The 13,761-nt window shown below is 59.6% G+C and carries 13 protein-coding genes; 4 read left to right on the plus strand and 9 right to left on the minus strand.

All coding sequences use genetic code 11. The features are described from left to right. Nucleotides 1-120 precede the first annotated feature (120 nt). Nucleotides 121-1,008 (minus strand): lysophospholipid acyltransferase, encoded by an 888-nt coding sequence (locus tag JQF37_RS22755; RefSeq protein WP_047535688.1) that lies wholly within the window; start codon nt 1,006-1,008, stop codon nt 121-123. 40 nt (nt 1,009-1,048) lie between these two features. Next, the gene (gene tag, locus JQF37_RS22760; RefSeq protein ID WP_130208063.1) at nt 1,049-1,606 is read right to left on the minus strand and encodes a DNA-3-methyladenine glycosylase I; all 558 of its coding nucleotides are present in this window, start codon (nt 1,604-1,606) and stop codon (nt 1,049-1,051) included. An 80-nt stretch (nt 1,607-1,686) separates the two neighbouring features. Between tag and glyQ the strand changes: the two genes are divergently transcribed. The 4 genes from glyQ (at nt 1,687) to JQF37_RS22780 (ending at nt 6,108) form a co-directional block, all read left to right on the plus strand. Beyond that, the gene (glyQ, locus tag JQF37_RS22765; RefSeq protein ID WP_003213601.1) at nt 1,687-2,640 is read left to right on the plus strand and encodes a glycine--tRNA ligase subunit alpha; all 954 of its coding nucleotides are present in this window, start codon (nt 1,687-1,689) and stop codon (nt 2,638-2,640) included. Further along, nucleotides 2,637-4,691: a glycine--tRNA ligase subunit beta gene (gene glyS, locus JQF37_RS22770; protein ID WP_130208064.1), complete on the plus strand. Its 2,055-nt coding sequence runs from the start codon at nt 2,637-2,639 to the stop codon at nt 4,689-4,691. Before glyQ ends, glyS begins: the two co-directional genes overlap by 4 nt. A gap of 6 nt (nt 4,692-4,697) precedes the next feature. After that, nucleotides 4,698-5,237: a D-glycero-beta-D-manno-heptose 1,7-bisphosphate 7-phosphatase gene (gmhB, locus tag JQF37_RS22775; RefSeq protein ID WP_130208066.1), complete on the plus strand. Its 540-nt coding sequence runs from the start codon at nt 4,698-4,700 to the stop codon at nt 5,235-5,237. A gap of 91 nt (nt 5,238-5,328) precedes the next feature. Beyond that, nucleotides 5,329-6,108: a lysophospholipid acyltransferase family protein gene (locus JQF37_RS22780; RefSeq protein ID WP_130208068.1), complete on the plus strand. Its 780-nt coding sequence runs from the start codon at nt 5,329-5,331 to the stop codon at nt 6,106-6,108. Nucleotides 6,109-6,298: 190 nt separating this feature from the next. Here the strand turns inward: JQF37_RS22780 and JQF37_RS22785 are convergent, their stop codons facing one another. From JQF37_RS22785 to JQF37_RS22815, 7 genes are all read right to left on the minus strand, one after another. Beyond that, nucleotides 6,299-7,270 carry an oligopeptide/dipeptide ABC transporter ATP-binding protein gene (locus tag JQF37_RS22785; RefSeq protein ID WP_130208070.1) on the minus strand — a complete coding sequence of 324 codons (972 nt, stop codon included), beginning with the start codon at nt 7,268-7,270 and terminating at the stop codon, nt 6,299-6,301. Beyond that, nucleotides 7,270-8,253 (minus strand): ABC transporter ATP-binding protein, encoded by a 984-nt coding sequence (locus tag JQF37_RS22790; RefSeq protein WP_130208072.1) that lies wholly within the window; start codon nt 8,251-8,253, stop codon nt 7,270-7,272. Before JQF37_RS22790 ends, JQF37_RS22785 begins: the two co-directional genes overlap by 1 nt. A 2-nt stretch (nt 8,254-8,255) precedes the next feature. Further along, the gene (ddpC, locus tag JQF37_RS22795) at nt 8,256-9,137 is read right to left on the minus strand and encodes a D,D-dipeptide ABC transporter permease (RefSeq protein ID WP_047535662.1); all 882 of its coding nucleotides are present in this window, start codon (nt 9,135-9,137) and stop codon (nt 8,256-8,258) included. 1 nt (nt 9,138) lies between these two features. Next, on the minus strand, nt 9,139-10,155 hold the full coding sequence (locus tag JQF37_RS22800; RefSeq protein WP_130208074.1) for an ABC transporter permease: 1,017 nt from the start codon (nt 10,153-10,155) through the stop codon (nt 9,139-9,141). Between the two features lie 74 nt (nt 10,156-10,229). Continuing rightward, the gene (locus tag JQF37_RS22805; RefSeq protein ID WP_103406888.1) at nt 10,230-11,810 is read right to left on the minus strand and encodes an ABC transporter substrate-binding protein; all 1,581 of its coding nucleotides are present in this window, start codon (nt 11,808-11,810) and stop codon (nt 10,230-10,232) included. 153 nt (nt 11,811-11,963) lie between these two features. Next, nucleotides 11,964-12,524, minus strand: a complete 561-nt coding sequence (gene ddpX / locus JQF37_RS22810) for a D-alanyl-D-alanine dipeptidase (RefSeq protein WP_047535651.1) — start codon at nt 12,522-12,524, stop codon at nt 11,964-11,966. Between the two features lie 29 nt (nt 12,525-12,553). Then, nucleotides 12,554-13,414 carry a MurR/RpiR family transcriptional regulator gene (locus JQF37_RS22815; protein WP_130208076.1) on the minus strand — a complete coding sequence of 287 codons (861 nt, stop codon included), beginning with the start codon at nt 13,412-13,414 and terminating at the stop codon, nt 12,554-12,556. Between the last annotated feature and the right edge of the window lie 347 nt (nt 13,415-13,761).

The raw sequence follows: 13,761 nt of genomic DNA on the forward strand, positions 1-13,761 counted from the left end.
GGCGGCGGTCTGACGATGGACCTGAGGACACCACGGGGAATCAGACTTCCCGCGTCATCGTTCACGACCATCGCGAGCAGGCTCGCTCCTACAAGTTATCCACAGACTGTGCCAATTGTTTCAATACCAGCGCTCTTCGCCGGGCGGACGCTTCTTGAAGCGCTTCATGCTCCACATGTACTGGCTTGGATACGCCCGCACATAACGCTCGACCACCTTGCTCATGGCGGCACAGGATTCTTCGGTGTCAGTGCTGTACATGGCCTCTGGCGCGGCTTCGAGGATCACTTTATAGCCTGAACCGTCGGGCAGGCGCAGGGCGTGCAGAAAGACGCCGACCGCTTTGCCGCCCGCGAGCATGTTCGGTACGAATTTGCTGGTCAGTGCCTGAGTGGCGAAGAACGGCACGAAGATCCCGGCGGATTCGGCCGGTTCCGGGTCGGCGGGAATGCCCACTGCACCACCTTTGCGCACTTCCTTGATGACGCTGAGGATGCCTTCCTTGGTGGAGGCGGCCACTTTGTTGCCCAGTTGTACCCGCTGCTTGCGCAACAATTCATCCACCGCCTTCAATTTGGGCGGACGGTAGAAAATGATCGGTTTGCACTGGCTGCAATAGAAGTGGTTGAGCACTTCCCAGTTGCCCAGATGGCTGGTGATGCCGACCACGCCCTTGCCGGAGGCGAGTGCATCCTTCAGAACGTCGAGCCCCTCGACTTCACGCACCAGGTCGATGGAGCGCTGGGCCGGCCAGATCCAGGCGCAGGCGCTTTCGGTCAGTGACTTGCCGATGTCTTTCAGGCTCTGGCCGACCAGACGCTCACGTTCGGCGGGGTCCATCTCCGGAAAGCATTTGGACAGGTTGATCCGCACCACGTCGCGGGAACGGTTAGGGGTTTTCCACATCACCCAGCCAATCGCCGAGCCGACAGCCTGCACCGCCCGCCACGGGAGCAGGGCAAACAGCCGCAGAGCGCCTACCAGCAAGGCGCCTTTAAACTTATCCACAGGTCACTCCTGATCTTGTGCTGTGCGCGAGGCGGCTATTCTAACCGCCGTTCGCCAGCAGCGCGTAGCGGTCGCAATCGCGCGTGTGGTCCATGACCATGCCCGAAGCCTGCATCAGGGCGTAGCAAATGGTCGGGCCAACGAAGGTGAAGCCGGCCTTTTTCAGGCCTTTGCTCATCGCCACCGCCTCGGACGTGATGGCCGGGACTTCGGTGCGATCCTTGAAATGATTGATCTTTACGGCGCCGCCGACGAACGACCAGAGAAACTCGACAGGGTCTTCCAGCGCCAGCCAGGCCTGGGCATTGCGCCGGGCCGCGTTGAGTTTGAGGCGATTGCGGATAATGCCCGGATCGAGCATCAAATCATCGATTTCGGCGTCGCTCATCTGCGCCACGCGCTGCACGTCAAAGCCGTACATCACTCGGCGATAGTGCTCGCGTTTGCGCAAAACGGTGATCCAGGAAAGCCCGGCCTGGAACCCTTCGAGCAAAAGCAACTCGAACAATCCCTGCGCATCGCGTAGCGGCGTGCCCCACTCCTGATCGTGATAAGCCATGTACAGCGGATCTTCGGAACACCAAAAGCAGCGTGGCATAAGGCTCCAGGGGGCGTGCGCAGCAATGAATCGGGTATACTCCCGCTCTTTAAATCGCAGCCCAAGAAACAGGTGAATTCGTGAGCCAGCCTACGCCAGCCGTGCGTACCTTCCAAGACTTGATCCTCGCCCTCCAGCAATACTGGGCCGAGCAAGGTTGTGTGGTACTTCAGCCCTACGATATGGAAGTAGGCGCCGGCACTTTCCACACCGCAACATTCCTGCGCGCCATTGGCCCGGAAACCTGGAACGCCGCCTATGTGCAGCCAAGTCGCCGCCCGACTGACGGCCGCTATGGTGAAAACCCGAACCGTCTGCAGCACTACTACCAGTTCCAGGTGGTCCTGAAGCCGAACCCGGACAACTTCCAGGAGCTGTACCTGGGCTCCCTCAAGCACGTGGGCCTGGACCCATTGGTGCACGACATCCGCTTCGTCGAAGACAACTGGGAATCGCCGACCCTCGGTGCCTGGGGCCTGGGCTGGGAAGTCTGGCTCAACGGCATGGAAGTGACGCAGTTCACTTACTTCCAGCAAGCGGGCGGCATCGAGTGCTACCCGGTGACGGGCGAGATCACTTACGGCCTCGAACGTCTGGCCATGTACCTGCAAGGCGTGGACTCGGTCTACGACCTGGTCTGGGCTGACGGTCCGTTCGGCAAGGTGACCTACGGCGACGTGTTCCACCAGAACGAAGTGGAGCAGTCGACCTACAACTTCGAACACGCCAACGTCGAGAAGCTGTTCGAACTGTTCGATTTCTATGAAAGCGAAGCCAAGCGCCTGATCGAACTCGACCAGCCGCTGCCGTTGCCGAGCTACGAAATGGTGTTGAAGGCGTCCCATACCTTCAACCTGCTGGATGCGCGCCGGGCAATCTCGGTGACCGCGCGTCAGCAATACATTCTGCGTGTGCGCACCCTGGCGCGTTCCGTCGCGCAAGCCTACCTGCTGGCTCGCGCCAAGCTGGGCTTCCCGATGGCAACCCCGGACCTGCGTGATGAAGTACTGGCCAAGCTGGAGGCTGCACAATGAGTGCTCTGGATTTTCTGGTTGAACTGGGCACTGAAGAACTGCCACCCAAAGCCCTGAACACCCTGGCCGAAGCGTTTCTGGCCGGTATCGACAAGGGCCTGCAAGCGGCCGGCCTGAACTACGAGACCAAAACCGTTTATGCCGCGCCGCGTCGCCTGGCCGTGCTGATCACCTCGCTGGCCACCCAGCAGCCGGATCGCAGCATCAACCTCGATGGCCCGCCACGTCAGGCCGCGTTCGATGCCGAAGGCAATCCGACCCAGGCGGCACTGGGCTTTGCCAAGAAGTGCGGCGTCGACCTGAGCGAAATCGATCAGAGCGGCCCGAAACTGCGCTACAGCCAAAACATCGCCGGCAAGCCGACCGCGAGCCTGCTGCCGACCATCGTCGAAGATTCCCTGAATGACCTGCCGATTCCCAAGCGCATGCGCTGGGGTGCTCGCAAGGAAGAATTCGTTCGCCCGACCCAATGGCTGGTCATGCTGCTCGGTGACCAGGTCATCGACTGCACCATCCTCGCCCAGAAGGCCGGCCGCGATTCCCGTGGTCACCGCTTCCACCATCCGGAAAGCGTGCGCATCGGTTCGCCGTCCAGCTACCTGGCTGACCTGCGTGCCGCTTATGTATTGGCTGACGCCAACGAGCGTCGCGACATCATCAGCAAGCGCACCGAAGAGCTGGCCACCCGTCAGGAAGGCACGGCGATCGTGCCGCCGGACCTGCTCGACGAAGTGACCGCGCTGGTTGAATGGCCGGTGCCGCTGGTGTGCTCGTTCGAAGAGCGTTTCCTCGACGTACCGCAAGAAGCCCTGATCACCACCATGCAGGACAACCAGAAGTATTTCTGCCTGCTGGATGCCGACGGCAAGTTGCTGCCACGTTTCATCACTGTGGCCAACATCGAGAGCAAGGACCCGCAGCAGATCATCGCCGGTAACGAGAAAGTGGTTCGTCCACGCCTGACCGACGCCGAGTTCTTCTTCAAGCAAGACAAGAAGCAGAAACTCGAAGACTTCAACCTGCGCCTGCAAAACGTGGTGTTCCAGGAAAAACTCGGCAGCGTCTATGACAAGGCCGAACGCGTTTCCAAACTGGCCGCGTTCATCGCTCAGCGCATCGGCGGCAACGCCGCGTGGGCGGCTCGCGCCGGCCTGCTGTCCAAGTGCGACCTGGCGACCGAAATGGTCGGCGAGTTCCCGGAAATGCAAGGTGTCGCCGGCTACTATTACGCCCTCAACGATGGCGAGCCGGAAGACGTTGCACTGGCACTGAACGAGCAATACATGCCGCGCGGTGCCGGCGCCGAGCTGCCGACCACCCTGACCGGTGCGGCCGTGGCCATCGCTGACAAGCTGGATACCCTGGTCGGTATTTTCGGCATCGGCATGCTGCCTACCGGCAGTAAAGATCCGTACGCCTTGCGCCGTGCCGCATTGGGTGTGTTGCGCATCCTGATCGACAAGAAACTCGACCTCGACTTGAACGACGCCGTGGCTTTCGCCGTGAATGCGTTCGGTGCCAAGGTCAAGGCTGCCGGCCTGAACGACACGGTGCTGGAGTTCATCTTCGACCGTCTGCGTGCCCGTTACGAGGACGAAGGCGTCGACGTTGCGACCTACCTGTCGGTGCGTGCCCTGAAGCCGGGTTCCGCCCTGGACTTCGACCAGCGCGTACAAGCGGTAGAGGCCTTCCGCAAGTTGCCGGAAGCCGCTGCCCTCGCTGCCGTGAACAAACGCGTTTCGAATCTGCTGAGCAAGGTGGAAGGCTCCGTGCCGACCGTCGTGGAAGCCAAGTTCTTCGACAATGCCAACGAGTTCTCCCTGTACTCGGCGATCCAGCAGGCAGACCAGGCGGTTCAGCCAATGGCCGCAGCGCGTCAGTACAGCGAATCCCTGGCACGCCTGGCCGCCTTGCGCGAGCCGGTGGATGCGTTCTTCGAAGCCGTGATGGTCAACGCGGAAGACGCGAAAGTTCGCGCCAACCGTTATGCGTTGCTGGCGCGTCTGCGCGGCCTGTTCCTCGGCGTCGCCGATATTTCGTTGCTGGGGTAAGACTGTTTGAAACTGCTGATACTCGATCGGGACGGGGTGATCAACTACGACTCCGACGCTTACATCAAGTCAGTGGAGGAGTGGATACCGCTCCCCGGGGCGATCGAGGCCATCGCGCAGTTGAGCAAGGCCGGCTGGACGGTAGCGGTTGCTACCAACCAGTCCGGCATCGCTCGCGGCTATTACGACATCGCCACCCTGGACGCCATGCACGAGCGTTTGCGCTCGCTGGTGGCGGAGCAGGGCGGTGAAGTCGGCCTGATCGTCTACTGCCCGCACGGGCCGGACGATGGCTGTGATTGCCGCAAGCCAAAACCCGGGATGTTGAAAAACATCGCCGCACATTACAACGTATCGCTGACTAATCTATGGTTCGTCGGCGACAGTCTCGGTGACCTGGAAGCTGCCAAAGCCGTCGATTCTCAGCCAGTTTTGGTAAAGACCGGAAAAGGCGTGAAGACTTTGGGCAAGACCCTTCCGGTAGGCACATTGATTTTTGACGATCTGGCGGCGATAGCCGCAGAACTTATCCACACATGCCCTTGAGTAAGTGTGCGCTTCGATTGGTCCTGACCAGGGATGAAAGGGAAGTGCGCTTTATATAGGACGGGCAGTTCCCGCAACGGTAAACGTCACCATGTCGATATTGCAGGCCATCAGAACCTTCCTCTTTTACCTGCTGCTGGGCACCAGTTCGTTGCTGTGGTGCAGCCTGAGCTTTTTTGTCGCGCCGTTTTTGCCATTCAAGGCGCGTTATCGCTTCATCAACGTTTACTGGTGCCGCTGCGCCTTGTGGCTGAGCAAGGTATTCCTGGGTATCCGTTACGAAGTGAAAGGCGCCGAGAACGTGCCCGACCAACCCTGCGTGATTCAATCGAACCATCAGAGCACCTGGGAAACATTCTTTCTCTCGGCCTACTTCGAGCCGTTGAGCCAGGTGCTCAAGCGCTCGTTGCTGTTTGTCCCTTTTTTCGGCTGGGCCATGGCCATGTTGCGACCGATTGCAATCGACCGTGACAACCCGAAAGCCGCGCTCAAGCAAGTGGCAAAGAGGGGCGATGAGCTGCTCAAGGATGGCGTCTGGGTGCTGATTTTTCCTGAAGGCACGCGGGTCCCTTACGGCACCATCGGGAAGTTCTCTCGCGGCGGTACCGCACTGGCGGTCAACGCCGCACTTCCGGTGCTGCCTATTGCCCACAACGCCGGCAAGTTCTGGCCAAAAACCGGCTGGGCGAAGAAGCAAGGTGTCATTACCGTGATCATCGGCAAGCCGATGCATGCCGAGGGTAGCGGGCCGCGCGCCATTGCCGAGCTCAACGATCGGGTTCAGGCCTGGAACGAGCAGATGCAACGGGAAATGGGATCACTTCCACCCGCCCCACAAGCCCCGGTGGCCAGCGATCAAGTGGCTGTCTGAATTCTGTGGATAACCTGTGTGCCGTTTTGCTCAAACAGGCCGCATTTTTATGCTAAGACTATGATTTAACTATATATTTCTTATCTTCATAAAATTCGGAAAAATGTGCATAGGTTTTCCCGAAGGTCAAAAAACCGGCTAATAAAGCCGGTTTTTTTATGCGCCACAACAGGCTTCCGCCGACAGGAAATCAGCCCTGTAAATGACACCGCGCCCGCTGCCGCTCATCTCCCTGCAGGACCTGAGGTTTGTCACAGCCCACGGTGCACAGGCTGCACCGCTCTCGAAAGAAGCAGCCAGTCGGCAGATGACGGTTGCCCGGCAATTCGGTAGGCGCCGCCACCTGCTCTGCATGCAGCGCAACGCCCAGTCGTGGCACCGCTTCGAGTAACAGGCGGGTATAGGGATGGCGTGGCTGATCGAGCACCTGGGCAGCCTGGCCCAGCTCGACGATTTGCCCCAAATACATCACCGCTACCCGGTCTGCCATATGACGCACGACGGACACGTTATGGGAAATCAGGATGTAGGTCAGGTTGCGGGCGCGTTGCAGTTCTGCGAGCAGGTTGAGGATCTGCGCCTGAACCGAGATATCCAGCGCCGATGTGGGTTCGTCTAGCACGATAATATCCGGGTCGGAGGACAGGGCCCGGGCAATGGCAATCCGCTGACGCTGGCCGCCGGAGAACTGGTGGGGGAAGCGGTCCAGGTATTCCGGGCGGATACCGACCTGGGACGCGACCTTGGCTGCCACCTCGCGCATCTGTGCCCGATCGACATGACCCCGGGCGTACAGTGGCTCGGTGATGATCCGCCAGATCGGCAGACGCGGGTCGAGCGAAGACTGGGGGTCCTGGAACACAATCTGCACGTTGTTGCGGCCTTCGCTGCCGGTGCGACTGGCCCAGTTCAAATCGCCGCTGCTGGGCTCAATCAAGCCCATCAACAGCTGCGCCAATGTGCTTTTTCCACAGCCTGACTCACCCACGATCCCCAGGGTTTCGCCCGCCCGTACCTGAAGATCAATGCCATTCAGGGCATGAGCAAAGCCTCGCGGCCGACCCAGCCAGTCGTTACTGACGGGAAAACGCACACGAACATCGTTGAGTTGAAGAATCGGGGGAGCCATGTCGATAGCACTAGAAAGGACAGCATTGTTCATCACGAAAGCTCCTTGACGGGCAACCAGCAAGCGCTTTTACGTTGGTCGTTGATGGCATTGAGGGGCGGACGTTTGGCACAGACCGGCATGGCGTAAGAGCACCGCTCCTGAAACGTGCAGCCCTCGGGTAAAGAGGCGAGGTTGGGGACTTGCCCGGGAATGGTCAGCAACGGCTGGCCCGGTTCCACCATTTCCGGAAGGCCGCTGAGCAGCCCACGGGTATAGGGGTGTTGCGGGTTGTTCATCACGTCGACGGTGCGGCCTTCTTCGACCACAGCGCCGGTGTACATGACATACACCCGGTCACAGAACTGCGACACCAATGCCATGTCATGGGTGATGAGCAAAATGGCAGTCCCCCGTTGCCTGGCCTTTTCTCGCAGCAGCAACAGCACCTGGCGTTGCACCGTCACGTCGAGCGCGGTGGTCGGCTCGTCGGCGATCAAGAGTTGCGGTTCACAGGAGAACGCCAGCGCAATCATCACCCGTTGACGCATGCCCCCGGACAGTTCGAACGGGTAGCTCTCCAATACGTGCTCGGGGCTGGCGATGTGCATGTCGCGCAACAGGGCAATCGCCTTGAGTCGCGCCTGGGCAGCACTGATTTTCTGGTGATGGATGATCACATCGAGCATTTGTCGACCGATGCGCCGGGTCGGGTTCAGGGCGGTCATCGGCTCCTGGAAAATCATCGCCGCATCGCGTCCGCGAATCTGTAGCAGTTCCTTTTCAGGCGTTGTGAGCATGTCGCGGCCGAGCATGCTGAGGCTGCCCGCGGTAATGCGATAGCTGCGCTCGGGCAGCAGACGCATGCTGAGCATGGCCGTGACCGACTTGCCCGACCCGGACTCGCCCACCACGCCGACGATTTCGCCGGGATTGACGTGCAACGTCACGCCGTTCAAAGCTTTCACATTGTTTTTGTAAGCCGGGAATTCCAGGCTCAGATTGTCGATGGCCAGCACTGGGCTTGAAGTCTGCATCGTCATTTCCCCTGTTGCCGTGGGTCGAGCAGGTCGCGTACACCATCGCCCAGCAGGTTGAAACCGGTGGCGGTGATCAGAATCGCCATGCCTGGAAAGGTCGAATACCACCAGTTATCGAGGATGTAATTGCGCCCGGTGGCGACCATTGCGCCCCACTCGGCGGTTGGCTGCTGCGCGCCCAGGCCGATGAATCCAAGGGCCGAGGCCATGAGGATGGCGCTACCGATATCCAGGCTCAGTTGCACCAGCAAGGGCGGCATTGCGTTTCGCGCCACGTGCCAGTGCACCACGTGCCAGCGTCCGGCCCCGAACGTATGGGCGGCCTTGACGTACCCCATCTGTCGAATGCTCAAGGCCTGGCCACGGGCCAGTCGTACGTAGGATGGGATTCGCACCAGGGTAATGGCCAGCATGGCGTTGAACAGACTCGCGCCCAATGCGGCCGCCAATGCCATGATCAGCACCAGTGACGGGACCGAAAGCATGATGTCCATCAGGCGCATGATGAAGGCGTCGAAACGCCCACCGATCACCCCCGAAAAGCACCCTAGCAGCCCGCCGATGAAACAGGAGGCGAAAGCCACGAACAGGCCGACGCCCACCGACTGCTGGCTGCCGAACAGCACCCGGCTGAACAGGTCGCGACCCACTTCATCTGTGCCGAACCAATGGTCGGCGGATGGCGGCGCCAGGCGTTCGCCGAGGTTCAGTGCATTCGGGTCGTGGCTGGCGAGCCAGGGCGCGAAGATCATGCACAGCAATACGATAGAAGTGATCAGCAGGCCCGCCATGGTCAGCGGGCTCCGGCGGATCTGGTACGCCAGGTAGGCGAGTTTTTCAGCCCTGCGCGGGCCACGTGCCGCCGTCAGAGTCACAGACATTTCAATTCACCTCGCCGATGCGTGGGTCGATCACGCGATACAAAAGGTCGATAGCCATGTTCAACAGGACATAGATGAACGAAACCAGAATCGCGAAGCCCATCACCGCCGGGAAATCCAGCGACTGGATCGACTTGACCACATAGGCCCCCATGCCGGGCCAGGCAAATACGGTTTCGGTCAGTACCGCGCCGTACAACAAATCCCCCAGGGTCAACCCGAGAACGGTCACCGAAGGGATGAGAGCGTTGGGCAGGGCGTGACGCAGGATCACTGTCCACCGGGACAGGCCATAGGCGCGCGCGGTGCGGATGTAGTCCTCGCCCAATTGATCCAGCATGGCCGAGCGGATCTGCCGGGCGATAACCCCCAGGGTCACGAAGCCCAGCGTTGCGGCTGGAAGAATCAGGTGTTCGGCCGCATCGAGAAACAGTCGGACATCCCCCGCCAGCAGCGAGTCGATCAAATAAAAGCCCGTGATCGCCGGTGGCGGCGAGAGCCCTTCAGATAGCCGGCCACCACCGGGCAGCCAGCCCAGATGGCCGTAGAACAACACGATTGCACCCAGGCCGAGCCAGAAGGCCGGGGTGGAAATACCGGTGACCGCCAGGGTCCGGGCGATCTGATCGATCAGCCGGTTGTGGTAAACCGCTGACAACACGCCCAGCGGCACACCGACCAGAATCGCCAATGTCAGTGCGACCAGCGCCAGTTCGAGTGTGGCCGGGAAGAACGCTTGCAAGTCTTCCAGGACGGGACGGTTGGTGCGTATCGAGGTTCCCAGGTCCCCGTGCAACAGATCCATCAGGTAGCGACCGTATTGTTGATACAGCGGCAGATCCAATCCGAGTTGATGACGGATGCCGGCCACGAGAGCGTCGCTGGCGCGGTCGCCGGCGATCAATCGGGCAGGGTCGCCCGGGATCAGGTGGGAAATTGAAAAGGTAATCAGCGAAACACCGAACACGACCAACATCAAGCCGAGCAGGCGCTTGCGCAACAATGTCAGGAAGGCCATCTGGCACCTCAGTTACACGAGCGACGAAATCAGAAGCCGCGCCAGCCGCCGGGGGCTGGCGCGAAGGAGCATGTTTACTTGCTCATGCTTCCCAGGTTGAACACCTGTTCGAGCATGGGGTTGAACACGTAGCCCTTGACCGAATCACGCATCGGCAGGGAGTAGCTCTTCTGATAGAGGTAGGCATAGACGCTGTCGTCGAGCACCTTTTTCTGCGCAGTCTGGTAAAGCTCGACGCGCTTGGCGGTGTCGCTGACAGCGGCCGCTTCGCGAATCAGCTTGTCGACTTCCGGGTTGCTGTAGAACGAGCGGTTGCCTTGCAGGCCCTGCATCTTGGAGTCGAACCAGAAGTTCATGAACATGTACGGGTCAGCGAAGTCCGGGCTCCAGGTCCCCACCGCGATGTCGTAGTCGGCCTGGCCAACGCGTTCACGCAGGGTGGCGTTGGCGGTTTTCTCCAGTTTGAGGTTGATGCCCAAGGGTGCCAGGGCCGCCTGCAAGGTCAGGCCGATCGGTTCCCAGTTGGCGTCCTTGTCCGAGTACATGTAGTTCAGGTTGGTGATCTTCTGAGGGGCCTTGGCCAGGCTGTTCTTCGCGGCGGCCAGGTCCTGCTTCATCACTGGCAGCGAACTGTCGTAGCCCCACATGCCATCCGGGATCGGCCCGTTCAGCAATTTGGCCTTGTCCTTGAGAATGCCCTTGACGATGCCGTTGTAGTCCACCGCTTCGGTGATCGCGCGACGGGCGTTGACGTCCGTCAGAGGCCCCTTCTTGTTGTTCAGGTACAGGTAAGTGACGCGCAGCGAAGGAAAATCCTTGACCACTACGCCGGGCTTGCCGCCCAGTGCGCCCAATTGGTCTTCGGGCATGTCTTCGATGATATCCAGGTCCCCGCGCTCCAGTTGCAGCCGACGCACGGAGGGCTCCGCAATCGTCTTGAGGATCACGGTCTTGAACGCAGGCTTGGGACCGGCGAAGTAGGGGTTCGGCTCCATCGTGACGGACTGGCCCTTTTGCCAACTGGTCAGGCGGAAAGGACCGGAGCCTGCGGTGTGGCTGGACAGCCAGGCATTGGTTTCGGCGCCCTTGTTGGCCACCAGCGGGTTAACGATCGAGGCGCCGTTGTGGGCCAGGGTGAACAGGAAGGGGGCGAACGGCGTTTTCAGCGTAAAGCGGATAGTCTGCGGGTCGATCACCGCCACCACCATGTCCTCCGGGAATGCACCGGACGGCCCTTGCTTGAGGGTCATCAGGCGATCGAAGGAAAACTTCACGGCGGCGGCATCCACTGCGGTGCCGTCATCGAACTTGTTGCCGGGCTTGATCTTGAACTCCCAGACCAGGTTGTCGGGCGACACGGTCCAGCTTTCCGCCAGGTCCCCTGTCACTTCGGTGCTGCTCTTGTCACCGTCGGTTTTGTAGCTCACCAGACGCTGATAGGACGGGTAGGTGATGGTCCAGTCGTTGTTATCGAAGGTTACCGCCGGGTCGAGCGTTTGTGGGTCGGCGGGCTTGCCGATGACCAGAGTGTCCTGAGCCGTCGCTGCCGAAGCGGCTTGCCAGGCGCCCAGGCTCATCGCGCTGCACAGTAGGCCAAGCAGCAGCTTGCTGGTGCGTGGAGAGGTTTTTCGGGTCACGGTGTTCATTGGGGTCATGCCGGTTTCCTTAATCATTCGATGTATGGAAGTACGTCAGGTTTTTTATAAAAGCTATAACCGGGCAGTTGCAGGTGAAGCAGGTAACGCTTGTTGTTATTGCGCTGCGTTGGCTGCGAAACTCTGTGGTTTCGTTATTGGTTTGTTGCGGTTTTAGTTGTTCGAGAACGTGGTCTGGTTGTCTTCCAGCAAGGGGTAATCATCGGCATCCGGGAGTTCGTAATGCCACCACTCAGTGGGAATTGCGCAGAACCCGGACGCGAGCATGATTCCCAGCAACAGCAGACGATTGCGTTGCACGTGAACGGGAAGGTCGGGGTAGAACTGATGGGACTTCTCTTCCATGGTGTCGAAGGCGCTGCCCATATCCAGCGGCTGTCCATCGCTGCCCACCAGGGTCAAGTCCACTGCCACGCCACGGCTATGGTGGGAACCCAAATGGGGATCGCGCACGTAGTTACCGTCAGGCAATGCCTCCCACAATAGAAATTGGGCGAAAGGTGGACGGTAGGCGTCATAAATACGCAGTGTGTAACCGGCCAGCCGCGCCAGTTCACTGGCCTTGCCCAGGCAGTCGGCCGCTTGGCGATGCAGCAGGCAACGGGCACTCGGGTAAATCACCTTTCCAGCCAGATTGTCGGCACTGGCGTAGATCAGATCGATTTGCACCTGATATCGCTCGGCATCAATCTCTACAAGGGGGCTGTTGTTCACGCAAAAACTCCAGTTGGGATTGGATGGATCTAGCCTTCGAACTGGCCGAAAGCTTTTTGCAATTGTCGATTTTTGCTCAGGCGTTCATCGAGGCGGTCGCCGTACTTTTCCGCAACGGCCGACACCATCAGGTTCAACAGGCAGGCCAGCGGGGCAGGGGAGTCCCAGAACTGCCCGACATCGGTTTTGAGTTGCAGCAGATCCAGCGGGTAGTCACGTGCCCACGGGCATTGCAGATCGGTGATCAGGGCCAAGGGCAGGTTGTTATCGATGGCGGCGTCGCAGAAGGTCCGGGTCACGCTGGAATAGGCCCGGAAATCCGAAATGATTGCGTAAGGGTTGGCAAAGCCGGAATTCAGGGTTTCGGCGTAGATACCGGACAAGCCGTCGACGTAGTAGACCTTGGGCCGGATGTATTCGAGATGGCTATGAAACGCGGTGAGAATCCCGCGGGTCGACTGGATGCCGAGAATGAATACCGCATCGGCTTCGTAGATGCGCTGCACGATTTCAGCGAAGGCACTGCTGCGCGCCAGGCCATAGACGTGCCGGATGGCCTCGATCTCGCGACTCATGGAGCGGTCGAGTGCGTCTTCTCGAGTGCTTTCGGTGCGAAAGGCCCCGATGCGGTCAGTGATCAACCAGGACGCCGGCGCTTCGCCGCGCAGACTCTGTTTGACCTCATCGATGTTCTGATAACCCAGCGAACGGAAAAAACGCCCCACGGAAATGCCGGTGGTGGAAGCCTGCTGCGCGATGCTGTCGGCCGACTCGAACGGTAGCTGATCCGGGTTTCCCAACAGGTAACTGGCAATGCGTTTGCCAGTCGGGGTCAGGTTCGAAAACTCTTGCTCGAGCAACTGAAGGAAGCTGTTCTTTTCTGTAGACATGTCAGCGCACCGATCGAGGGATTGTTATTGCGATGTCATCATCGTTAAGCATGTTATATGTATAACATCTATCGTCAGGACAACACCACGTTTTTTTCAGACGCGTTACGCCGAATCCCGAATCCCGGAAAAGTCCGAAAAAAAACCAGCGCAATGCGCTGGTTTTTTGTTTGGCAAATTCTCGGGAGGGGAGAGCTCAGCGAGTGTTCGGCGACACTCGCTGCAGGGACAAAAACAAAACCCCTACCTGCATACGCAGATAGGGGTTTCGGAATTTAATCTTGACGATGACCTACTCTCACATGGGGAAACCCCACACTACCATCGGCGATGCATCGTTTCACTGC

The organism is Pseudomonas sp. MIL9, assembly GCF_016887925.1.
In the GTDB taxonomy this organism is placed as follows: Bacteria; Pseudomonadota; Gammaproteobacteria; order Pseudomonadales; family Pseudomonadaceae; genus Aquipseudomonas; species Aquipseudomonas mohnii.